The 24,294-nt window shown below is 40.5% G+C and carries 21 protein-coding genes; 8 read left to right on the plus strand and 13 right to left on the minus strand.

Translation table 11 applies throughout. The features are described from left to right. Position 1 precedes the first annotated feature (1 nt). Positions 2–1,318 (plus strand): amidohydrolase, encoded by a 1,317-nt coding sequence (locus DFQ12_RS21195; RefSeq protein ID WP_120261066.1) that lies wholly within the window; start codon positions 2–4, stop codon positions 1,316–1,318. Between the two features lie 186 nt (positions 1,319–1,504). Here DFQ12_RS21195 and DFQ12_RS21200 read toward each other — a convergent pair whose 3' ends face one another. Then, a complete protein-coding gene (locus DFQ12_RS21200) occupies positions 1,505–2,542 on the minus strand; it encodes an acyltransferase family protein (RefSeq protein WP_120261067.1) in 1,038 nt (345 codons plus the stop codon). A gap of 214 nt (positions 2,543–2,756) precedes the next feature. On the opposite strand from DFQ12_RS21200, the gene DFQ12_RS21205 reads away from it, so the two are divergent. From DFQ12_RS21205 to DFQ12_RS21215, 3 genes are read left to right on the plus strand one after another with little or no spacing between them, the layout of a single operon-like run. Continuing rightward, a complete protein-coding gene (locus tag DFQ12_RS21205; protein ID WP_120261068.1) occupies positions 2,757–3,275 on the plus strand; it encodes a hypothetical protein in 519 nt (172 codons plus the stop codon). Positions 3,276–3,298: 23 nt separating this feature from the next. After that, entirely contained in the window at positions 3,299–4,102 is an 804-nt protein-coding gene (locus tag DFQ12_RS21210; RefSeq protein ID WP_120261069.1) for a fimbrial biogenesis chaperone, read from the plus strand. Between the two features lie 46 nt (positions 4,103–4,148). Next, on the plus strand, positions 4,149–5,495 hold the full coding sequence (locus DFQ12_RS21215) for a hypothetical protein (RefSeq protein WP_120261070.1): 1,347 nt from the start codon (positions 4,149–4,151) through the stop codon (positions 5,493–5,495). On the opposite strand, the gene DFQ12_RS21220 is transcribed toward DFQ12_RS21215, so the two are convergent. From DFQ12_RS21220 to DFQ12_RS21250, 7 genes are all read right to left on the minus strand, one after another. Continuing rightward, a complete protein-coding gene (locus DFQ12_RS21220) occupies positions 5,492–8,326 on the minus strand; it encodes a collagen binding domain-containing protein (protein WP_120261071.1) in 2,835 nt (944 codons plus the stop codon). The two genes, DFQ12_RS21215 and DFQ12_RS21220, sit on opposite strands and share 4 nt — an antisense overlap. A gap of 85 nt (positions 8,327–8,411) precedes the next feature. Further along, positions 8,412–9,020 carry a LuxR C-terminal-related transcriptional regulator gene (locus DFQ12_RS21225; RefSeq protein WP_120261072.1) on the minus strand — a complete coding sequence of 203 codons (609 nt, stop codon included), beginning with the start codon at positions 9,018–9,020 and terminating at the stop codon, positions 8,412–8,414. A gap of 455 nt (positions 9,021–9,475) precedes the next feature. Continuing rightward, positions 9,476–10,336, minus strand: a complete 861-nt coding sequence (rfbA, locus tag DFQ12_RS21230) for a glucose-1-phosphate thymidylyltransferase RfbA (RefSeq protein ID WP_120261073.1) — start codon at positions 10,334–10,336, stop codon at positions 9,476–9,478. 38 nt (positions 10,337–10,374) lie between these two features. Next, positions 10,375–11,235, minus strand: a complete 861-nt coding sequence (gene rfbD / locus DFQ12_RS21235) for a dTDP-4-dehydrorhamnose reductase (protein ID WP_120261361.1) — start codon at positions 11,233–11,235, stop codon at positions 10,375–10,377. An 80-nt stretch (positions 11,236–11,315) separates the two neighbouring features. Beyond that, on the minus strand, positions 11,316–11,870 hold the full coding sequence (gene rfbC / locus DFQ12_RS21240) for a dTDP-4-dehydrorhamnose 3,5-epimerase (RefSeq protein WP_120261074.1): 555 nt from the start codon (positions 11,868–11,870) through the stop codon (positions 11,316–11,318). Between the two features lie 2 nt (positions 11,871–11,872). After that, positions 11,873–12,928 carry a dTDP-glucose 4,6-dehydratase gene (rfbB, locus tag DFQ12_RS21245; protein WP_120261075.1) on the minus strand — a complete coding sequence of 352 codons (1,056 nt, stop codon included), beginning with the start codon at positions 12,926–12,928 and terminating at the stop codon, positions 11,873–11,875. Positions 12,929–13,121: 193 nt separating this feature from the next. Continuing rightward, on the minus strand, positions 13,122–15,089 hold the full coding sequence (locus tag DFQ12_RS21250; RefSeq protein ID WP_244211817.1) for a polysaccharide biosynthesis protein: 1,968 nt from the start codon (positions 15,087–15,089) through the stop codon (positions 13,122–13,124). A gap of 389 nt (positions 15,090–15,478) precedes the next feature. Here DFQ12_RS21250 and DFQ12_RS21255 point away from each other — a divergent pair, with 389 nt between their 5' ends. Beyond that, positions 15,479–16,276 carry a tyrosine-protein phosphatase gene (locus DFQ12_RS21255; RefSeq protein WP_120261076.1) on the plus strand — a complete coding sequence of 266 codons (798 nt, stop codon included), beginning with the start codon at positions 15,479–15,481 and terminating at the stop codon, positions 16,274–16,276. Between the two features lie 171 nt (positions 16,277–16,447). Here the strand turns inward: DFQ12_RS21255 and DFQ12_RS21260 are convergent, their stop codons facing one another. Together DFQ12_RS21260 and DFQ12_RS28210 are read right to left on the minus strand one after the other, a co-directional pair. Next, positions 16,448–18,031, minus strand: a complete 1,584-nt coding sequence (locus tag DFQ12_RS21260) for a hypothetical protein (protein WP_120261077.1) — start codon at positions 18,029–18,031, stop codon at positions 16,448–16,450. Between the two features lie 41 nt (positions 18,032–18,072). Then, the gene (locus DFQ12_RS28210; protein WP_167457327.1) at positions 18,073–18,246 is read right to left on the minus strand and encodes a hypothetical protein; all 174 of its coding nucleotides are present in this window, start codon (positions 18,244–18,246) and stop codon (positions 18,073–18,075) included. 1,175 nt (positions 18,247–19,421) lie between these two features. Here DFQ12_RS28210 and DFQ12_RS28215 point away from each other — a divergent pair. The 3 genes from DFQ12_RS28215 (at position 19,422) to DFQ12_RS21275 (ending at position 22,549) form a co-directional block, all read left to right on the plus strand. Beyond that, positions 19,422–19,589, plus strand: a complete 168-nt coding sequence (locus DFQ12_RS28215; RefSeq protein ID WP_167457328.1) for a hypothetical protein — start codon at positions 19,422–19,424, stop codon at positions 19,587–19,589. A gap of 36 nt (positions 19,590–19,625) precedes the next feature. Beyond that, positions 19,626–21,500 (plus strand): fimbrillin family protein, encoded by a 1,875-nt coding sequence (locus DFQ12_RS21270; protein WP_120261079.1) that lies wholly within the window; start codon positions 19,626–19,628, stop codon positions 21,498–21,500. A 428-nt stretch (positions 21,501–21,928) separates the two neighbouring features. Beyond that, positions 21,929–22,549: a hypothetical protein gene (locus DFQ12_RS21275; RefSeq protein ID WP_120261080.1), complete on the plus strand. Its 621-nt coding sequence runs from the start codon at positions 21,929–21,931 to the stop codon at positions 22,547–22,549. Here the strand turns inward: DFQ12_RS21275 and DFQ12_RS21280 are convergent. From DFQ12_RS21280 to DFQ12_RS21290, 3 genes are read right to left on the minus strand one after another with little or no spacing between them, the layout of a single operon-like run. Further along, positions 22,544–22,951 carry a hypothetical protein gene (locus DFQ12_RS21280; RefSeq protein WP_120261081.1) on the minus strand — a complete coding sequence of 136 codons (408 nt, stop codon included), beginning with the start codon at positions 22,949–22,951 and terminating at the stop codon, positions 22,544–22,546. The two genes, DFQ12_RS21275 and DFQ12_RS21280, sit on opposite strands and share 6 nt — an antisense overlap. A gap of 31 nt (positions 22,952–22,982) precedes the next feature. Further along, the gene (locus DFQ12_RS21285; RefSeq protein WP_120261082.1) at positions 22,983–23,819 is read right to left on the minus strand and encodes a helix-turn-helix domain-containing protein; all 837 of its coding nucleotides are present in this window, start codon (positions 23,817–23,819) and stop codon (positions 22,983–22,985) included. Further along, positions 23,806–24,249 (minus strand): response regulator, encoded by a 444-nt coding sequence (locus DFQ12_RS21290; protein WP_120261083.1) that lies wholly within the window; start codon positions 24,247–24,249, stop codon positions 23,806–23,808. The genes DFQ12_RS21285 and DFQ12_RS21290 overlap by 14 nt, the downstream gene beginning before the upstream one ends. Between the last annotated feature and the right edge of the window lie 45 nt (positions 24,250–24,294).

Genomic DNA, 24,294 nt, shown 5'->3' on the forward strand with positions numbered 1-24,294 from the left:
CATGTCAACTCCATACACAGCCCCATTAAAGGGGAATTATACACTAAAAAATGTCCTTTTGGAAACTGGCTTTGTTTCAGATGAACGGGGGATAAAAGCAACAAAAACCGAACTCTTTTGCATAGAAGTTAATGCCGGAAAAATTACAAAGATATTTCCAAACGATCCAAAGCTCGCTACAGCAGTTGATGCGAAGGGATACTTGATGCTACCCGCTTTCAGCGATATGCATGTCCATCTGGACAAGACACTTTATGGACTTCCATGGCAAGCACAATCTCCAAAGAAGAGAACGGTGCTTGAAATGATTGCTTATGAACAGGAAATTATCCCTGAATTACTTCAGACATCGACCACACGGGCAGAGCAACTTATTGATCTGCTGCAAAGCTATGGGACCACCTTTGCCCGGACACATTTTAATGTTGACACCACTTCTGGGCTTCGTTCTTTGGAAAACCTCCAAAAAGCACTGAGCAGCCGCAAGGAGAGTTTCAAAGCAGAGTTGGTTGCCTTTCCGCAACATGGATTTTTTTATACCGACTCCGCTCCCTTGATGAAAGATGTGGCACAGATGGATCAAGTCGCTTATATCGGTGGTGTAGATCCCTATGGGATAGATAAAAACATTGAAAAAGTACTCGATTATACTGTAAAACTAGCCCTTGACAATAACAAAGGAATTGACATCCACTTGCATGACGGTGGAAAAGAAGGTATACACACGATTGATTACCTTGCCGAACAAGCGCTTCAGAATCCGAAGCTACAGGGACGTACTTTTGTGAGTCATGCCTTTGTGTTGGCTCAGTTACCACTAGCTGAGGTAGAACGCATTGCCGAAAAATTGGCTGCTGCCAAAGTCGGTATTGTCTCTTCCATTCCATTCGGTGACTTAGTCATGCCCATCCCAACATTATTGAAACAGGGTGTTGAAGTGTTGGTGGGAAATGACAACGTACAGGACTATTGGAGCACTTTTGGCCCCGGAAACATGTTAGCAAAAGCCAATTTAATGGCCGAAATATACGGTTGGAGATCTGAGTTTGACTTATCAAGGACACTTCGCTTTGCAACACACAATAGCTTGCCATTGGATGACAAAGGCAATATGCAATGGCCCAAAGCGAATGACGGCGCTGAGTTTGTGCTGATCGACGCAAGCTGTTCAGCAGAAGCTGTTTCGCGTGTATCTCCCACCATGGCCCTTGCACATGAAGGTGCACTTCACTGGAAAAAATACCCCCCTACATTATACCATGAAAAACAGAAAGGCTGGGTGTTTTTAACACCCAGCCTTTTCACAAAGTATACCTAGTCGCTTTAGACCCTGGCACACTAATTTAAGATACTTAAAAGCTATTTCCAACCAGGGTTTTGAGTAATTTTCGGACTGGACCCCAAAGTAAGCCCAACAATAGACGTAATCAGGGCAGGTAAAGATGAAGTCCTAGAAAAAGTTATTGCACTTATCCGACAACCATAACAGGATATTAAGTCGATGTTACGATCGCTTAAAGAGTCTCATGACACGAGGCTCTACCCAATCGCTCAGGATATAGGCAATACCCAACATCAGAAGCGTAACAGCAGAAACAAGTACATATTTATTTATGTAACTGTGAAGCTGATTGAAAATAATAAAACCAATATGCTGATGAATAAGATATAAGGGATAGGTCAGCATTCCTATTTTGACAAATTTAGGTGAATTGAAGCGTTGTAGCCTTTTACAGGAAACAAGTAACATAACCATATAAAATACAACAATGGTCGCAGCAATAATATAGGGAGAAAACTCGCTATGGAAAGTTCTTGCTAACCAATGGATTCGACCAAGAGCGCCATCGATGGACAAGTACAGGCACCAGGGCAATGCGATAAAATGCTTCAACGCGGGACCCTGTAGAAAAATTTGGCAAAATACGATTCCTGCAATAAAATAAGCACTCCAGTCCAGAATGAAGAGGTGGTGAATGGCATCGTAAATTTCAGATGGTTCAATAAACAGGCGCAAGCTTGACAACAACAGCCAAAAGTAGACAAGATAGTCTAGACTGATCTGCTTAAATCGGTTTACGATAAGAAATACAGCAATAATGAGATAAAATTTCAACTCAATATACAAGGACCAATAAGCACCATCAATATTTCCCTGACCTAACAATTCCTGTACCATCGTGAAATTGGCCAAGAGCTGTTTGAATGTGACCAGGTAGCGTGGCGCCCCAAAGAAATAAACGATCACAAATGTTATGATCAAACAGATCCAGTACATTGGATACAAACGTTTGAATCGCGAATAGCAAAATTTTGGTAGTGAACGATGTTTTATAGAAAAGGCAATCACAAAACCGCTGATGATAAAAAAAAGGTCTACACCGAGATACCCATACTTGAAATATTCACCGATCTCGTCGAAGCGCAACAACGACATATTTCCACCTTTATATCCCCGATATAAATAGTGATACAATACCACTGCGGATGCGGCAATAAAGCGAAACAGATCAATTTGATAGATTCTTTTGGATTCAGCCATTTGAGCGCAAATATAGGCGGTTTGATTTATAGTTTCGGATAATGGTTCCAAAAAAGAGCGCGCTAAACCTCATTATTTACAATCGTTAATTTCGACTTGCAATCGCGCATGCATTATCGAATTTATAACATCATTATGTGACTATGGCACATTGTATTTCCATTGCATCCTAGTTAACTTTACTCACATTAAATATCCGTAAAACGAGGAAATTATGAAAAAGAACCTATTAATAGTCTTTATTGCCGTCGCCGCCATATGCTTCGGTTTTCAAGCAAAAGCGCAAACTGCCACATCGGGACCCGTCACTGTCAATATTAATCTTACCGATGCTATTTCAATCACTTTAGGAGCCAGTCCCACTGTCGACTTTAATTATACCACAGCGGCCGATTATGCGGCGTCAAAAACTGTCACGAAAGCGAATCATTTTACGGTGGTCAGCAATAAGCCCTACGACCTGACTGTAGCCGCTACAGATGCATTTACTCCTGCTGGTGGGCCTGCACTAAGTATTGTTACAGTTACTGTACCGGCTGCAACCGCCAATGGTGGAACTCCAGTTCCCAATGTACCACTTAGCACTACTGCTGCTCCTTTGGTTAATGGTTCGACGGCATCTACAGGCGCTGTTTATACCGTTGATTATACGATCTCAAATCCGGCATCTTTATTAGATCTTGCAGGATCGACTTATAGCACGACAGTAACTTATACAGCGACGCAACTATAAAAATCTGACTAAACATTTTATTCGTGAGATATTATTTAGCAGTACTTGTTATCCTAATATGCAATACCCTGATCCACGGACAGGGTATTTCCATTTCACCTTCCCGCATATTTTTCACGGGTGAAGCTGGACAGACCGTCAGTCAGACTATTACATTCAACAACACTACCACAAGCACACTTTCCTTTGTCGCGAATCTGAAAGATTGGGACCGTGACTCGTTGGGCAGCAAACGGTATTATGCCACAGGGAATAATGCCGTGTCAAATGCTTCCTGGCTTACCTTATCTGAAAATACGGTACAGCTGGCTCCTGGGGAAACAAAAGTGGTCAATCTTTCCATGACAATCCCTGATCATCCGACAACAAAGCAGCAGCGTCATAGCATGCTTTTCTTTACACAGGTGAAAGAACAAAAAGCTGCGCAGGCAAATGGACTCCATATGAACGTCCTGATTGAGGTTGGTATCCAAGTATACCATACGCCAACAGGATTAAAAGCCGGCGATCTGGAATTTCTTGCTTTTGAAGATAAAGGCGCTGTTACTGTTCAGGAAGGTAAAACCATCCATCGGATGGAAGTCAAGGTTAAAAATACAGGCCAGATCAATAAGGATGCTTATGTACGTTTTGAGCTGACCAATATAGAAACTGGGGAAGAAACACCTGTGGACGCTGTGGCCATAGCAATGCTTCCCGATTCAGAACAATGGGTCCGTGTAGACCTACCTGGTAAACTTGCGCCCGGTCGATATCTCGCTGTTGCGATACTCGATGCTGGTAGCCAATATGATTTAAAAATTGCGGAGAAGGAAATTACATATTAGTCTCGCTGCATTCCTGATTGGTATAAGCCACTGTATACCTCATGCGATGGCTCAAGTCACGATCAGTTTGCCGCAAGCAAATATTCAAGCACGTACGGATTATATCCAAAGTTTTACAGGTGGCCAATATTCTTTTACTTTAATCGCCCTACTCCCAACAATCAGCACCAGGGCAATTAACAGTACGAGTTTTGTCAGTACAACAGGCGGGGGAGCAGTCCCTTTAAATGTAGCACACCTTAAACTAGAAAAAATTAACAATCTTTCGTTACTCGGTTCAAGTAATGATGTTATCTTATCAACTACCAATCAAATTCTAATCAGTTCGCTAGCAACTGTAAGTCTTTCTGCAGGTCCGGTTATTATCAACTCACGTTTTGTGACTGCAAATCAAACCTGGGTTGCAGGCATTTATAAAACTACACTATCGCTTACCGCCTCAGGTATTTTAGGCGGCACCATTACTCCCGCGAGCCAAGATTTCTCCATCGATGTGCCCGGGTTTATAAGCCCTCCAGCGAGTATCGGTACAACCAGCATTTTGATCAATGATTTGAGCTATTATCGTACTGCTAATGGCATCAACGGTAATAGCGTTATACCTCTATCGACCACCGTCCCCTATATACCAAGTATCAAGAGCGGAAACACACAATTTAGCTTTAGTAGCAACTCGGCCTTTAACACCACACCGGTTACTCCTGTCTCAACCGTCAATACGACTTTAACAGGTATTGCGAATGCCACAAGCGCAGCTTTATCCACCACGGATCAATCTTTAACCAATACAGCCGGTATTGCTGTTCCAACCAACAATAATCAGACGTTGACGTATACCTATAACATTGGATTAAACCAGCTGAAAACAAATTTTATTCAGGCAGGCACCTATTCCGTCCCATTGACCTACAGCTGGAACAAATTATCATCAGCCTATCCCAGCGGCAGCCTACAGGCACAAGCAAATGGAAACCTGTCTGTTGTGGTAAGCGACCTAGGCGAAATCGTTGCCAATCAACAAACCGTCAATCTTGCTTTTGCGACAACCAATGATTATAAGAATGGTGTCAATTTAAATATGCCAGCCCATCTTAAGATAAGTAAAACCACGCCATACAACCTCTACGTGCGCGCGACATCGACAAGCTTTGCTTCAGGAGCCAACAGCATTCCGTTAAATGTATTGCGCATTGGTCCAATGACCGGTCAAAGCGGCATGAATACCATTGCCCTATCCACCACAGCTCAGCAGCTTATCCAGGGTGCCGACCCTGTAATAGATCGTAATCTGAATATTCTTTATAGTATCCCCGCGAGCGCAACAGGTATGCTTCTCAATAAACCTGCCGGCGCATATTCGGCCAATATTATTTTTAGCTTCGTCGCTCCTTAAAAGCGTTTAACACCAACTTTTCTGCGTTCGTCCCGATAGTTAAAATCCGGAATCACACAATCCTTATCCACTTTAACTTCGATTGCACAATTTTGATTTTCGATCGAGAAGGGCATTCCTTCAGTAACAACAGCTATACTGTAATTTCCCAATGGGAGATACAGCACATAATCGCCGCTTTCTGAACTTAGCGTACTGTAGATTTTCCCTTGGCGATCTACGGCGGTTATTTTTATTCCCCCTAGCTGCGGTCTCGTTTTTAGATACTTATTTTCAACGACCTTAATGCGACCTTTTAATGGCCTTGTTTTTATCAGTGGAATTTCCAGCCGTTGGTTTTTAGTCATCAATACATTTATCGGTCCCAGCGAAACCCAGCCTTTGCTATTCTCCACCTGCACGATATATGGACCGGTATCCATATCAACAAATTTCACACGGCCTTTCTCGTCTGTTAGCGCCACTTCCTTTCCAATCCGCACCAAAACGGCCCCGGCTTTGGCTTCTCCGACGTCATTGCTACCGTTATTGTTTTCGTCTTCGAAAAAAGTCAGTTCCAGCTTATGACCTTTCTGTCCCGCACGTCGGCCAAAATTCTTTTCTATTCCCAGGCGAATCTGCCTATTATCAAAAGAATAACGATTCAGTGGGTTAGGATCAGGTGGTAAATTCGGATCTACAAGAAACAACGATTTTCCGCTTATTGCAGTATAGAATATATCGGCTGTCAAATTCCAATTATCTTTGATTTGCCAGCGGACATTACCATTTACCGAGAGATTGTTACTTCGGGAGAAGCCATAATAGCTATACATGGTCGAGAGCTGCACATGTAGCTGATTATTAAAGGCGTAAAATTGCGTATTTGGACCCAATGAATAAATGCTGTAATTCGAATTTGCATTGGTAGCCAAAAGATCGCTTAAATAGTACGGGTTAATCTGAATAAATGTATTAAATCCAAAAAACGTATTCGTATAATTACCATTGATGCGGACCGAATGAAATGGCGCAATAGGTCTATTGGATGTATTCCTATAGGTATATCCATAATCCGTTTGCAGTGAGAACCGGTGACTGGGGGTAAAAAAATTAAGGTCAGCTACTGTACGAAGGGAGTTCGACTTCCAATTCACCGGATTAGTTGCAATTCCCCACCAATTCTGATAGGCACCATGTTGTGCCATAAAATAAGGCCTGAGCTCAAGTTGCAGTTTTCCAAGACCGGTATGATACCCCAACTCATAAATCTGTATCCGAGAGGCATTATTAAAAAAATAGTTTCTATCTCCCGCAAGGTATTTTGGATTATTATCCATATAGCTGATCCGGGCAGAAAGGTTTCGATCGTTGGCCATTGACATCGTTATACGTGAATCTGTTTGGGTAAGACCTCTACGCAGCCCCACATAGTATGGTGAACTATAATAATTGACACTTGTAATCTGATAGTTGCCAAAAGAGTTATTATAATTTATGCCCCCTGCTACCGCTAGCCTATTATTTCCGCTTTCAACCTGTTCGATACTCGTCCCTCCTTCCAAGAAAAGACTATTATTATTGCCCAAATCAATAAAACGTTTACCACTGAACAGACCGCTGCGTACACCACGATAATCATTATTGCTATGTAAGTAGGCGATGCTGTTTTCCTGGTTTTTTTCGGTTTGAACAGCATATTTAACGCCAACTATCTCTCCACCAGGAATTGGATTATCCATCTCCGTAAACAACATGTAATTGTTCTGGATTGCATACAAGCTGAGGGAACGCTGTTTATCGAATTTGTAGGTACCTTTTATACCGCGTCCATTGATAAACTGATCGAGATTTTCATAAATATTCCCCAGTTTCACGCCCCACTTTTCGGTCTCATAATCCAGATAGGTATCGTATAGATTAAAGGTGCGTTGATCTTGATAATAATCAAAATTCATTCGATAGCTCAATTTATCTTTATTGTTCAGATCAATTTTACCATCTCCCTGTAACTGGTAAACCGAAATATTTTTACCCATGTTGATATAACGTAAAGCAGCTCGATTGTCAAAGGGTTGGTTTTGCAAATTCATATTGGAAAAGAAACGCTTTACACTTCCCACTGTCATCATACGAATACGATTGGAGGCCAACACGCTACCACCACCCTCGACGGCCTGAATATCAACATCAAAATCCATGTTTATATTTTTCTTACGCAAACGGGCGGTAAAAGTCAGCAAAGACTGCCCTCCCGCGGCCAATGTAAATGGCAGAGTCTCACCAATGATCTCCAAGTCAGGAGAAAGGTTAGGAAAACGCAACTGGACAGTCAGGGGTACCAGTCCCCGATTGACAGCCCGCACTAAAAATTGTGTCTGCCCCGTGGCCTGATCCAGGTAATATTCCGATTGTTCAGTCTGAATAAGGAAAGACTGTTCCATAGCCAATTGCGTATAAAAGGACTGATGTCCCTGTATTTTTACTAAGGGATCATTCGATTCAAATCCGATTGTAAAGGCCTGTGTTCCCTCAGCAATGGTCTGGCGATCGGCCATATATTTTAGCGGAAACCACTTCGTTTCTTTGGGCTTTAAAGTAATCGACCCCGGCAATTTTATTAAGCCCCGAAGAGCCGCAGTGTTAGCTGCTGTAGGCTTTAATTCAATTGCTCTATCCGTATGGTTACTGATGTTTAATTTATTGGAGAATGTTTGCGAAGGTATAATTTGTATTGTATCACGTTCAAAATAATACGTGATATCGTATAGTTGCTGACCTTTCGCTTGGGACAAGAAAAGAGCAGCATAGCAGAAAAGAAACAGGAAAATCCAGCGGCTTCTTATTGGCATAGTATACGATTCAAATATCCATAAAAGTCAGGCTAAATTCCATGAGATTAAAATAAACGACGTCACATATTCATGTAACGAAATGCTACGCCGTCAGTTGGGCGATCAACTCCCCTTTGCTATTGATCTGAAGCTTCCGGTAGATACGTTTGATGTAAATACGGACGGTATCCAATGAAATGGTATACTTCTGAGCAATCATTTTATAACTCAATCCCTCGATAATCCCATTGGCAATCTGGAGTTCCCGTGCAGTAAGCAGATCCTCATACTTCTTTGATTTAAAGCTCTGTTCGATCAGGGCTCTATTAATGCTGGGACTCACAAATGATCCATCATTTATCGTAATCTTGATTGCAGACATCAATGATTCCAAGCAAGTTTTCTTTAATAGATAGCTGACAGCACCGTATCGGAAGCAGTTACGCACAGTTCTCACATCAGCCACTTCGGTTAATATGATAATTTCAGTTTTTGGAAAGGCATTTTTTGCATGTTCAACAATTAAGGGTTCCTGATTTTCAATGTCAACAATCAATATATCAGGAGCAAGCATCGCTCGATCTACACGTCCGCTGCCTATATCAAAAAGAACTTCGATCCTATTTGCTCCCACTTCATTTTTCTCATTAAGTATACGCTGGGTTTCTTGTCTTGCGCGTTCGTCTCTATCAATAATGCCTACAGTAATCATGTGCTTGTTATTATTCCATATAATAATTAGTCCTATATGCCGTAATACCTCTTTTCAGTCATTTAGCACTAATTCGAATGATTCACGCGGAATCTGAATTGATCTATATCTTATTACTACTCTCTATAAAACAACTATTAGAAAAGAATTGTTTTATAAAAGAAAAATACATAAATATAATGAAATTTTTTTCAATATAGGTCAGTCTCTTACCTGAGCTCCCGGAATTGGAATAAGAGTAATTATTTTATGTCGTAAAAATAAGTAGAAGACTTCCTGCACATAAGGAGAATAGAAACTTTTCATAATGGATATTGTGTATAATAAGATGACTATACACAATATATAAAAAATACGCCTCAACAGCAAAAAATTCGCTTTTTATGAAGCCTCTTTATTCACTCTTCATAAAAGAGGTTATTCTAAAGGTAGACTAGCATTACACAGCAATTCGATTATCTAATGATATGTTTCAGGTATTCCCCATACCCTGATTTACACAAAGGTTCAGCAACAGAAAGCAGTTGTTGTCGGTCAATGTACCCCATACGATACGCGACTTCCTCAATAGCACCTATTTTCATTCCCTGGCGCTCTTCAATCACCTGCACAAATTGCGCGGCCTGCATCAATGATTGTATAGTACCCGTATCCAGCCAGGCTGTCCCTCTGTCAAATATACCGACCTTTAATTTTGCCCGCTTTAAATATTCTTTATTGATATCTGTAATCTCTAGCTCTCCTCTTGCTGATGGCTTGATACCTTTTGCAATTGCTACAACATCGTTATCATAAAAATAAATTCCAGGAACAGCATAGTTCGATTTTGGTTGTTTCGGTTTCTCTTCAATAGAAACAACATTTTTCGCTTCATCAAACTCCACCACGCCATAACGTTCGGGATCATGTACAGGATAAGCAAATACAACACCACCATCTGGATCGGCACAAGACTGCAATAACTTTGACAAGCCAGAGCCATAGAAAATATTATCCCCCAGAATTAGCGCGACCTTATCATCACCTATAAATTCCTCGCCCAACAAAAATGCTTGCGCCAAGCCATCAGGACTTGGCTGCTCCTTATATTCAAACCTACAGCCTAGTTGAGAACCATCGCCCAATAGCTTTTGAAAGTTTGGTAAATCCTGTGGAGTCGAGATAATCAATATTTCGCGAATGCCAGACAACATTAATGTAGACAAGGGATAATATATCATTGGCTTATCATATACTGGCATTAATTGCTTACTTACTGCAAGTGTTAATGGGTGCAAACGGGTTCCAGATCCACCGGCTAATATAATTCCTTTCATTTTATAGTATTGCGTAATGAGTATTGGGTATTGAGATCTTAGTATTTTTTAATTTCCTCGGCTAGCATTTTAGCTAAGCTCTCCTTCCATTCGGGCACGACCACATCATAGACCGCTTTAATCTTCGATTTATCAAGCAGTGAGTACTTTGGCCGTTGCGCTGGCGTCGGATAAGCACTCGTCGGAATTGGTTTTACCTGACAATCAAACGAATGAAAATCACGTATTGCTACAGCAAAATCATACCAGGAGATTTCGCCTTCATTACTGTAGTTATAGATTCCAGCTTCCCAATTTGCTGCATCAGCGATTTTCAAAATCGCTCTAGCCAAATCTTTTGCATAGGTTGGGCTACCAATTTGATCATTAATTACATTTACTTCCTCTCGTTCAGCCATTAGTCGGCACATCGTCTTCACAAAATTCTTTCCATAGGAAGAATATACCCAGGAGGTCCGGATAATAATCGCTTCGGAGCACCATTTTTGAATAGCATTCTCGCCAGCAAGTTTGGTCTGGCCATAAGCATTGATCGGTGCCGTTGGCGCGTCTTCGGTTAACGGAATAGCCGAACCACCGTCAAATACATAATCCGTCGAAATCGCAATCAATTTTGCACCATGTAGATGACAGTATTGCGCAATCTCCTCGCAGGCTAGGTGGTTGACCAAATCTGCCAGCTCAGGTTCTTCCTCCGCCTTATCAACTGTAGTATAAGCGCCTGCATGAATAATCAAATCTGGCTGATACATCGCCAAAATATCCTGAATTAAGGACACTTGATCCAGCGGTAACTGCTTCCGATCCAAAAAGTAGCACTCTTTTTCGGTCTCATTCGCCAATAGTTCGTTTAATTCGGAACCTAACTGTCCAGAAGCGCCTGTAATGACAATTCTCATCAAATCTTTTTTATGGTTTAAGCCTGATGTATCTATTTCTCCCAAACAGAAGCATTAAAGCACATCGGCGTTCTATTTTGTTATTTCAATTTATTGTATAAAGCTGTAAAATTTTGTGCCTCTTTGTCCTTTTGCGACAAGATCATCTGATCGACAGGAATCCGCCAATCAATAGCCAATTGCGGATCTAATGGATGCACACCATCCTCAGCTTCTTTGTGATAGGTATTGTCACATTTGTAGGAGAATACGGCCTGTTCAGACAACACGGAGAAGCCGTGTAGAAAGCCCTTTGGAATAAACATTTGTTTTTTATTTTCGGCTGAGAGTTCTACAGCAACATGCTGTCCATAGGTGGGTGAATTGGGCCGAACATCAACAGCCACATCCAATACGCGACCTTCTAACACACGGACCAGTTTTGCCTGTGCATGCTCACCTGCTTGCATATGCAATCCCCTGACCACGCCAAATTGAGATTTCGATTGGTTATCCTGTACAAAATGGGGATTATGTCCCAATATTTCGGCCAATTTATTTTCATTATACGATTCAAAGAAATAACCTCGCTCATCTTCGAAAACGGCCGGCTCCAAGATAAAGCAACCCGATAGTTTAGTTTCAGTATATTTCATGTTTAAGCGCCGTGATATTGGTTGTTGTAATACTTCTGATAGTCACCGGAAGTCACATGATCCAGCCATTCCTGATTGGACAGAAACCAATCTATCGTCAGTGATAAGCCTTGTTCAAATGTCACTGATGGACTCCAGCCCAATTCCGTATTTATTTTGTTTGCATCAATCGCGTAACGCAGATCATGGCCAGGCCGATCTTTCACAAAAGTAATTAGCGAAGCAGCTGTCCCCTCTTCACGGCCTAACTTGGCATCCATTTGTCGGCATAGTTCTTTGATCAGGTCTATATTCTGCCATTCATTAAAACCACCTACATTGTAAGAATCGCCATTTTTGCCTTGATGAAAAACTAGGTCTATCGCTTTCGCATGGTCAATTACAAAGAGCCAGTCCCGCGTATACTTTCCATCCCCATATACGGGCAGTGGTTTGTTATGTAAGATATTATGAATACACAGCGGGATTAGCTTTTCAGGGAAATGATTGGGGCCATAATTATTTGAACAATTGGTTAGGACAATCGGTAATCCATAGGTATCATGATAGGCTCGCACAAAATGATCCGAACTTGCTTTGGAGGCAGAGTAAGGTGAATGTGGATCATATTTGGTATCCTCTGTAAAAAAACCTGTTTCGCCCAAAGCACCAAACACCTCATCTGTTGAGACATGATGAAAACGTTTTCCCTCAAAATTATCCTTCCAAATTGCTCGAGCAGCGTTCAACAAATTTACGGTGCCGATCACATTGGTCATCACAAACGCTGTAGGATCTGCAATTGAACGGTCAACATGTGATTCTGCGGCCAAATGAATGACACCATCCGGCTGATATTGTTCGAAGATTGAGGTTATCGTAGCCTGATCCGTAATATCGGCTTTCACAAAAGTGTAATTCGGGTGATCCTCTATATCTTTCAGATTTTCCAGATTACCGGCATAAGTTAGCGCATCCAGATTAATAATTTGATAGTCAGGATACTTTGTAACAAACTCACGGACGACATGGGATCCAATAAATCCTGCACCTCCGGTGATTAAAATTTTTTTATTCATATACGTTGCTTATCGACGGAATACCGCACGAGCTAATCTGTCAAAATTATTACTCTAGTTAAATCGTTCGCTAAAATTAGGTTGATTTTTGCGAATTGGCAAGTTTTAATCGATTGAGAAAGCATAATAAATACAAAAGTCCCATTACTGGGACTTTTGTATTTAGATCAGGCTATATTCTTTTGTGTTACTTTTAAATCTTTTTTATAAGCGAATATACCGGAACCTCGTCCACGAGCTCATTGTTATCCAAGGCCTCGTATTCGGAATTTTGAGATTTAAACTCAGGAACAATTCGTTTCATCGCTGCGACCAAGCCCATAAAGTCTGGTAAATGTTGATCCGCATCCACAATCTGCTGGCAAACAGCGTTGATCCGTTCCGCTTTCAAGATCAATTCATCATGTTTTACTTTTGCAATCATAATCTTCGGATGATGGGTTTTTACCGTATTTTCATTATTGGCCAAAAGTTCCTCATAAATTTTTTCACCCGGACGAAGGCCAACTATTTTGATATCGATATCTTCCGGATAGCGATAGCCCTTCAGCTTGATCATCCGTTTGGCCAGATCCATTATTTTAACAGATTTACCCATATCGAAGACAAATATCTCCCCTCCTTTTCCCATCACACCGGCTTCTTGTACCAACTGACAGGCCTCGGGAATAGTCATAAAGAAACGCGTAATTTCAGGATGTGTCAGCGTCAATGGTCCTCCACTCGCCATTTGTTTTTCAAACAGCGGGATTACCGAACCGTTGGAACCGAGCACATTTCCAAATCGGGTGATGATAAAACTAGTATCGGATCGACCACTACAACTGCTTACATAGATTTCAGCCATCCGTTTGGTCGCCCCCATGACATTCGTCGGATTGACGGCCTTGTCTGTGGACACCATCACCATTTTCTTTGTCCCATACTGCATACAGAGATCAGCAACATTCTTACTTCCAATCACATTTGTCTGAATGGATTCATAAGGATTTGCCTCCATCAATGGAACATGTTTATATGCTGCCGCATGAAATACAAGATCCGGCTTGTACTGCGCAAATATATTTTGCATAAAAGCGTAGTTACGCACATCGCCAACAATACAGTGCAAATGTTCGGGCTGTGTTGCTTTTATCGACTGCTGGATATCATACAAGGCAGATTCAGCCTGATCCAATAGAATTAATTTGCTATAGTGTCGTCTGGCAATCTGACGAGCCAATTCCGAACCAATGGAACCTGCAGCACCAGTGACGAGAACCACTTTTCCCTTCATCTCTTCTTCAATCTCCGGATGATCCAATTTAATAGGCTTACGACCAAGCAAATCTTCGATTTTTAAAGGACGGATCTCCCGTTTTGCTCCGGAATTGAGCAGGATGCGGGCTGATGGCATAATTTTGAGTTCAAGCCCGATGTTTTGGAACCAGTCTGACACATATTCCAACCGCTCCGGATCATTGTTCTCTACCGCGATAATCACCTGTGTGATTTCATGTTTGTTAATATACTCCTTGGTAATTTCAGTAATATCTTTGATTTTCAGACCAGCAAGACGTTTTCCGATGCGCGAGACTTTATCTTCTACAAAGGCGACAACTTGGTACTTGATTCTAGGATCCTCTTTCAAGAGCGAGAAAGAGACTAGCCCTGGGCGTGACGCACCAAAAATCAGCACATTTTCACCTTTTCGCGCGGGTAGGAACAAATACTCAAAAATCGTTCTATAGACTACGCGCGCGCCAACCATTGTTACAATTAAAATACAAGCCTGCATTGTTAAAACACCATACGATAAGCGGAAAAAATCACCCATCGCCGTTCCTTTTTCCACAGTCATCTTGATACCAAAGGTTAATATCATAAGCACGAGGTAAGCTGATGCAACCGTTTTAAAAATCTTAATGGTATCCCTTATTCCTGTCTGCCGGACAATCCCCTTAAACGTATTGTAAAATAGAAACATTAACAAGTATATTGGCAAGACCAATACAAGCTTTTTTAGCATCAAAGCGACATCAAAGACGCCCTTGAAATTATTTACTACGTAATTTGAAAACACATAACTTGCGAATACAAACCACATATCGATCAGCAAAATGACCCATCGAGGATTATCCTTCCGCAACCGTTTTCTTAAATCCCATAGAGATCCCATCATAGCTTTCTTCCCGTTTTAGTTTATTTCTTTACCGTCGTATTTTCTAATGAAGTTGGTACAACGCATATGGCTTATTTCAATTTTGTAAAGGACGACCAAGATACTCAAAATTTGATAATCATTTGGTCTTTTTACTGAAAAATCGATAATGACAGGCGCCATATACCCATCTCCATATCATCGTGGACTAAGCAACTATTATACCGAAAATATTACAAACAATGGTAAAAGTTAAAAAATCACCAACAAAAGGCTGTTAAAATTTATTATTATTCAACAAAACCTTGCCCTTCTTATATTTTACATCTCTTTGATAAACGTTAAAACTGGCATATTGTTTGTAAAACATCCTGTAAGACAGACAAAACCATATAGCTGAATTATATATTATGAATTTTTTAACCAATTTATTTAAAAATAAAAAGCCATCATCCGTAAGACCCTTGGCGCAGCTGGAGTTTTTGGAAGTGGACATGCACAACCATCTGCTACCTGGAATAGATGACGGCAGTACCTCGGTAAAAAATTCTATCGCTTATATTCAAGAGTTGCAGCGTTTGGGCTTAAAGAAATTTATCTGTACCCCCCATATTATGGCTGGTGTGCATCCAAACAATAAATCAACGATCGAGGAAGCACAGACGGCCCTTGTTCAAGGATTGAAAGAGAATGGCAATGGAGCCGATATTTTTGCTGCTGCCGAACACATGATCGATGATGGCTTGACATCACTTATCCAACAGGATGAGCTCTGTGTGATGCCTGGTGGTTATGTTCTGATCGAGATGTCCTACCTATCCGAATCCAAAGCACTTTTTCACATTATTTTAGACATCCAGAAACTTGGTTATAAACCTATTCTTGCGCATCCTGAGCGATACAACTATTATCACGGAAATTTTAATATTTACAAACAGATTAAGGATGCAGGCTGTCTATTGCAATTGAACTTATTATCGCTCAGTCGCTATTATGGTGTAGATAGCAAAGCGATAGCCATGACATTGCTCAAATCGGGCATGTATGATTTTGTCGGTACAGACTTACACCATGAGCGACATCTTGAGGCGCTCAAGAATATAGCTGAAAAATATCCCGTTCGCGACATGCTAAAAACCTCTCCAATTTTAAATCAGACTTTATTGGATCACCTGGACAGCAACAAATCCCAGGGAATAGCAGGCTAAATAATCGGACTGTCCTATTTTCTATTCAAGACAGGTCAAATGCTATGGCAAACAAAAAATAACACGAAATAAAGAAAATCGCATAAAAAAACGCATTCCCCGATTTGGGGAATGCGCCTCCATTAAACTTATTATCCAAATAAATTATCCTTACGATGTATCGGTGAAAAGCTATTTTCTTACACAACGCACTTGGTATGCATAATTTGCCTCCGCGGGGCCTACATTAATAGACCAGCCACTGTCACCCTTTGCACCAGTCATTTGCAGACGCTGATTACCTGCCAATAAATATAAACCTTGTGTTCCCATTCCATCGCCAGAGTTATTATCATTATACGATCCGCCGTAAGGTAAGTAAAGGAATTTATAGCGATCAGCCCCAGGGTTACCTTGTTTACCAAAGAACATCCCTAAATTGGTTGCAGCTGTACCACTGTACGTATCCACATAACGAGCCGGCGCCCAGGCATTGACATCCTGCGGGTTATCCTTGCCGCCACTATTTGTGTTGTTGATCAATTGGTTAATTTCCGCAGCTGTTGGAAGTCTCCAGGTATTCGCTGGCAACACCAATGCACAAGGATCACCATCAACACCATTGACATCTCTGCTCGGACGTTGATTATTGACATTGAAAACCTTCGGTTTTACATAGCTATTGAACCAATAGTTGCCATAAGTATCATTTGTTTTAGCAAAACCGTATACTGGATTTCCATTACCATCCGTCGTATAGGTCAAGTTTCCTAAAGCCCAGACTTCATCACCGATATTCACTTCAATCGGTTTCTTCAAGGTAATGTCCAGTTGATATTTTACACCCGGTTTAAGATTCCAGCCCGCTTTTGTCAAGTTCTTTGCAGCACTTCCAGCGATCGAAACACCAGACAGTACAATTGTACCGTTTGCTGTAGCAGCCGTTGTGATAAAAGTAGAATCTGAATTGATTACTTTTCCGGTTGTATTTTTAAGATTGAAGGCTACGGGATTTGCAGCCCCGGTAAAGGTCAATGCACCGTTTGTAAGTGCAACATCAACAGCTGCATTGGAAGGAGCGATTGTTGCGCCCGCAATACTGCTTACAGAACCCAATTGGGAAGCATCAAATTTCAGCGTTACCTGTGTAAACAAATGCGCCAGATCAGCATTCAATAGATTCTGTCCATCTTTTACCTCAAAATCAACCTGATCCAACATAAAGTCCTTATCTGCAGTTAGACCTGCGAAATTTACCGTGCTCAACTTTGCTCCAGTGGCAATTGAAGGCAATGTCTTATTGGTACCGGACGCATAAATTACGAAAGTATATTTTCCTTTGTCAATCGCAAAATCCTGTGCACTGTTTCCCTGTGTAAAAGTTTTTGTTTCTTTATAGTCACCCGCTGCATCAAAAATGGCAACATAATAGACAGTTCCTTGTTTCAATGCTTTCTGATCGGTACCAGTTGAAACGGTAGCTGCCCGGCTAGACGCTTTTAAGCCCGGTGCCGTTGTCGTTTCAGCGGTCAAGGTCGCCACCAATGTATATTGATTGTCAAACGGAATTTCTACTGTTTGTGTTGCCGAAGCATAGGTACGGCCAACTGAAGCCGCTTTTACCGGATCAGCTGCTGCAAAGCCCTGTCCTATATTTAAACGTATGGTTGGCCCATCTGGAATGATCACGTTATTATTATCTTTACTACATGAAGAGATAAATAATGCGCATGCTAAGATCGTAGCAAAACCAAATTTTATTGTAAACTTATTCATGAAAATAATTGTTTATATCACCAATTAATTAACTCGTCTTATTACCAATCGATTTCTTGACTTTGCGTCTCAGTCTGCCAAGATTCGGTTACCGAACTGTTTACAGAGCCAGCGGCAACACTATATTCCAATTCTACATTTTGAGCATTTACACGAGGAGCTTCATAAGGAAGACGGCCATTTAGGTTAGCCAAGTTTTCTTTGTTCGTTTTCATTTCTTATATTTTTAAAATGTTCTAAAGCAATTTACATTTGTGTAATTTATACACACTACAAAAAAGACGTTATCTAATTAATAATAAGACCTTTAGTATAGAATAATATGACACTTCCAAATCAGAAGTTGCACGAAAGTAGAGAATATTCAAAAGGAGCCAAAAGAATTCGGACGATGTTTATTTTCCTGTAGCGAAAGCACTACAAACCAACTCAAAAGGAGTTATTTCCATGACATTTCCATGAGAATTAGGATCAGATTCACGAAAAATTGGCCATCAAAAAGAGTGGGGGCTAATTTTTAGAAAGAACAAAAGCGTGAGGCCTACGATTGAGTTGAAATCGGAAGTCAAAAATTCATTAATTGCTTAAACACTTTAATTATTATGAAATCAAAAACGCTAAACAACATTAAAAAACAATAAGCCTAAATAGATATATATTTTTCCAAAACAATAAATATAAATCACAATAACTGTTTTTCAATAAATATTAAAAGAACATAATGGCTAATATTTTATTTCAAAAAGAAGTGAATATTATTAGGAAATTGATTATCGATATTAAAAACATTCAATATAATCCAGAAATAAAGCAAGCGCCGACATCCACGTATAAATACGGACTATTAAGAAAATGACTGTTCAAACACGTTAATTATAAAACAAAAATTTGCCAAAAAAATTTTATTAAAATTTAAAACAAAAGGCAAACAACTTTGTTCAAGCAGAGTATTACAGTCATATAATACAATAAAAAAGTATTAAAAAACATTTCTATTCTACATTAAATGACAGTTATGCAAAAAAGCTGGTAAACAAAAAAGTGATGAAAAGGAACCATATTCAAAAATCAAATGAATTTTATTAGAGAAAATAATTTACAATATTTTTTTGCACAAGTTGATATTTAGTCGTAATATTACAATTCGAAAGCATACAGTGTTTTAGCCAAACTAGAAAAAAGTAGTAGACATATATAAATTTATAACAGCATTAATAAGATTATTATAACAAAATTGGCGCGACGATAACAACAATACTTGTCTGTACGCAGAGACAAGCAGCTTATCAAAACGTTAATTTTTAAATTTTTAACAATGAAGAATTAAATTGTCCATTAAATTTTAAACCCCATGCTAGCAATAGCATGGAATTATCCAAATAATATTATCATGAATAAGAACGCAAAAAAAATGTACGTTGCTCCGTCCATTAAGGAGAACGTTATTGAACTTGAGCAAGGCATTGCTGCAGGTTCACAAGCACAACCGGGCGCGACTCCACAATCGAGCGGCTGGGGAGCTGGAGCAGATGAAACCAATAACGGTGAAGGATCTTAGGAAGTATTGTAATTATTAACAACAGAAAAGCACAAAATGAAATTTCTACAAAAAAAAGGAGCTCACTGGGTTGTTGCAATGGCAATACTTGCGATACCAGGTACGTTAATAACGAGCTGCTCCAAAGATTCAAAAACAGCGATTGTTGACACAAAAAGCAACAAATTAACCATCGCAGTAGGTGGTATTAAAACCAATAACGACGCAGGCGTAAAGCGTGCAGGAGTTTCTTCCTCTAACAACACAGCCGAGAGCAAAATTTATTCCTTCTCCGATGTTGATATGGCAGTTTCTATGGATAATACTGTTCCTGTAAAAACTACCACTGCTCATGCAGCGCGATCAAATGGCACAGCTGCCGACGTTGCACCTGGTGTTACAGAGAATATGGAACAAGACACTAAATATGTGGTGTACATCTACTCTGGAAGTACATTGGTTGCAGCTAAAGAATTGCAGTCTGGCACCGCAGGCACTATTGATGGGCTTGATCCAGCTGGATCTTACACTTGGGTCGCACTCTCTTACAACTCAAAAGTTGACGCACCATCATTAACGCCAGCGAGCGGAGCAATTGCACTTCCTCAAAATAAGGATGTCTTGTATGCTTCTGGTACGGTTAATTTAGCAACTAGTTCGAATATTAATATCCTTTTCAATCACTCATTTTCTCGTGTTGGCATAGAACTAAATACCATCGGTGTATTCGGTAATATTACTGGAAATCCAAGTGTATCTGTATCAGGCCTGAATTTGGCAACTGGTAGTATTGACCTACTGACAGGTGCGGTTACTGCAGGCTCAACATTTACGCCGACCCTTAGTTATGCTGATTTCAAAAATGTTGATCCTTTATACAACGATGCTAAAATCGCATATGTCTATACAGCCTCAACTGCTGCACAAAGTGCGATCTCCGTACAGTTGCAAAATTTAACTGTTAATCATGTGGATGGCGGATTGGCACGTACCTACTTTACGACTGCATCTAATTTTAATTTCTCTGTTACACCCGAATTGGGAAAAAGTCACCACTTATTGTTAAATGTCGTTGAATCGCCTTTAACCACTGGTTCTGGAGCAGCAGCCGTAAAATGGAGTCGTTCAAACCTATATGACAGAAATAATGCTGATCCTCTTCGTAATTTTGCATTCTACGCGACAAATGCGCAAAGAAGTAGAGCGGACGGTTACTTCTCTTATGGATCATTAGTAGCAGCAAGATTCCCATCCGCTTTGGCACAAAAGGGAGACCCTTGTACTAAAATATATCCTCAAGGACTTTGGAAACAGCCTACTGGCGCTCAAGTATCAACATTAACTTCTTCGACTGGGGTACTAAATAATGTATTGAACCTAGTAGGAACGTTATTAGGAGCTGCAGATCCTGCACCAGGATCTGCCGTTGGAACAACTGGTGGCAACCATGCACAATATGCGTTCACTGCTGGAGGTACTGCTGGAACAAATGCGTTTGGAGATGCTACTTCAAACTCAAACAATATGCGCATTTTCTACAATGGACAGATTGTTAATACAGCTTTACTCACACAGATTGGCTCGAGCGGGCAAGGGTTATTGGGGCTGGGATTATCAACACTTAATGCAGATCTATTAGGTTTCAGAATTATTGGAACGAATGTAGATATTCTAGGCGATAGCTATAATACTGCAGCCGCATTCTGGACAGATTCTCCAGTATTAGCAGGTCCTCTTTTAGATCTTTTAGGCACAAGAGTTGGTTACTATGGCTACCATGCTTTCACAACCAGACGTGCAGTTTTAGGCTTACCATTTGGAGATCCATTTATAAAAGCATCTACTACTGCTGAGGCTCTAAACGTTGAGCTACTGGGTCTAGATCTACTAAGAACTACATTCAAAAACGTACGTTGTGTACGCGCAAACTAAAATAAACTGATATTGAACAATATCACGTACCAAGAATGCGGCTAGATAATATCTAGCCGCATTTTTTTGTAGCCTACTCCCTACAAAATATTTTTTTTACATTTTTTAACACGATTAACGTCAATTTTCACACGAAAAGTTCCAATTATATTTTCTACTTTTGAACCATCAAGTCATTTTTTTTGCGTTCGACTTGATAATATTAATGGATAAAATGGAACGAAGGCGTTCGTTCCATTATTTTTTTTACACCTGATAACCAACTTGTTACATCAAAATCCACATCACCTATTGCCAGTCTCTGCAACATAAGAAGCTGACGATTTAACCCTGAAACTTCTTAACATATCGGCAGCCTGACATTTGATCCAGGTGACACGATGGACAATTGATCCGCTGCGCTACAGGATATCATTTCAGAAAATAAAATGGGAAAAGTTACAGACAATGCATTGGCCACATTAATTTCATCACGAATTACGGAGATTATGAATCAGACTGGGCTCTCTCTCAACGGTCTCGCCAATTTCGCCGGTTTAACGGCAGGACCACTGCGCAGTCATTACAATAAAACGCTCACCATCACCGTCGAACATGTCGCAAAAATATGCAGTCCGTTTTCCATTCCACTTGCAGATTTTTTCAATCCAAAAATAGCACTGGTCATAGATACCGACAATCTTCCCAGCTTAAGCGTCTTTAAAGAAATAACATCCGCTCAGGAGCAAAACTTCCTTCTGAAACAGAAAATTGATCCCGCTAATGAAACGGTCAATGAGGATCTGAGGCGACAACGCGAACTGATCGCCTATGTTGTTTATGCCTCGGATTATTTTACCGAACCCCGGACACTCGAACAGATGGTCGATGATTTTCATGAAAATTATAAAATCAATTTTAGCACCGAAAGGATCTATAGCTTGTTACGAAAATATGTGGGGCATGAAGTATTGCAACGAAAACCTTTACCCAAACCCAAATGTAAAGGTAGCATCAGCAAAAGACCTTTTTTGTATTTTAAGTCCGCGGCCGAAACTCAAGGGCTATAATGCAGTTATTGAAACACAAGTATTTGTCTGAGGTTGAAGCGGAAACCTTATCTGCCCCTGCCCATTTATTCCCTTAACACCCTTATCCTGTGCTATAGGTGGTCTGTTCCCAAATATAAAACTTTTATGCCCAGTTGTTTCGCTACCAACCTCCTTCCCAATATCAACGCGTTCGCTAATTACCTGCAACTCAAATGGTCCAGGAACTTTAAAAACCAAAGAATCCAAAGAAATTTTACCGCTGTCACCCGACGGCAAATAAACATGATTGGTAACACAGCTTACCGAGATAAAAGTACCCAATCGAATTGTCAATGAAGCTTGTTGCGCCATAGCATTCCTGCTATTGAACAGCTCAAAAAGCAACATAACCACGATCAAGATGAAACGGTCAACTTTCATACGATATCATTTTCCTTGACTTTCATTTGAACTAACTTTCCCGAAGCGCACGTGGAATATGACCTGTCTGCTTTTTTACAAAATTTCGGAAGTTAGATTCATCATTAAAACCCATTTCATAGGATATCTGTGAAATGGACAGATTGGTATGCTTGATATACCTTACAGCCTGCTGCACCAAAACCGACAAAATCATCGATTTAGCAGTTTTTCCAGTCATCGACAAACATATATCCGTCAGCTTGCGCGTAGTCACATGAAGCTGGTCAGCATAGAATTGTACAGCAGTATATTCCCGGCAATGTTTATGAATCAACATCGAAAAATGGTTTACCAGTCCGATATCGGTTGTGTGCTTTGGCTGCGGCATCTGATCGCCGGCCGATACCTCATGATACACATCCAACAAAAGTGATTCCACACAGTGATGTGCAACAAGATCAAATATATAATCACCCTGCATACGCGCCCTACCGAGACGGATCGTAATCTGCTGATTAAAAACTTGTTCACCAAAGCAGGAATCATGATACAGTACCGGGCGTTCCCCAAAAAATACTGGTGAATGAATAGTCGCGGTATCCTCCACCGAACGTTCATAAAATGCGGCCGTGAAACAGAGCAAATAACCTCTGCCCACACGTAGATTTGACATGTCAATGAACCTACCCGGACCAACAAATATCATCTGGTTTGCTCTTAGATGATATTTTTCTTTCTCAACGACGATATCAATCGGCTCGAAGGTCTTGAATATCCTAAAAAAATCCCCCAAATTTTGTTCGATGTCCTGATCGGGAATGTTCCGAAAACCAAAGAACCGGAAGCCGGCAGTCGTGATATTGCCCAATTTATCAGGAGTTGTCATACGAAATGATTGAACTATTTTTTCTAACAACTAGGGGGCTCTCATATCGTGCGCCCATCTTTCCATAACTGCAAATCACCTCCAACATCTGTTTCGGATTGCGTTTTGAAAAAACCTGCAGCACTCCATTCCGTCTGAAATCACTTATTTCGATCAGACTATCTGTAGCTGTATACCCGAATACTTTAATGGATGGGAATCTGCGTCTCATTTCGCGCACGGTGTCTATCCCATTCATAACAGGCATATGCAGATCCAAAATACAGATCTGGGGCAGTACTTTGCAAGACCCAAGATACCGTAGCAATTCACTCCCATTATCTGCCATAAATTGCAGGTCGAACAGATCAAGTTGCGTTAAAAGCAGCTCAATAATTTTTTGCTGGAGCCTGCAGTCATCCGCAAAGATCAACTTAATCTTGTTTTCCATGTGTGCTTGTTTTTTGCATTAAACTATAGGACACTCCCTCAAAAC

Origin of the sequence: Sphingobacterium detergens, assembly GCF_003610355.1 — a bacterium.
Lineage (GTDB): Bacteria > Bacteroidota > Bacteroidia > Sphingobacteriales > Sphingobacteriaceae > Sphingobacterium > Sphingobacterium detergens.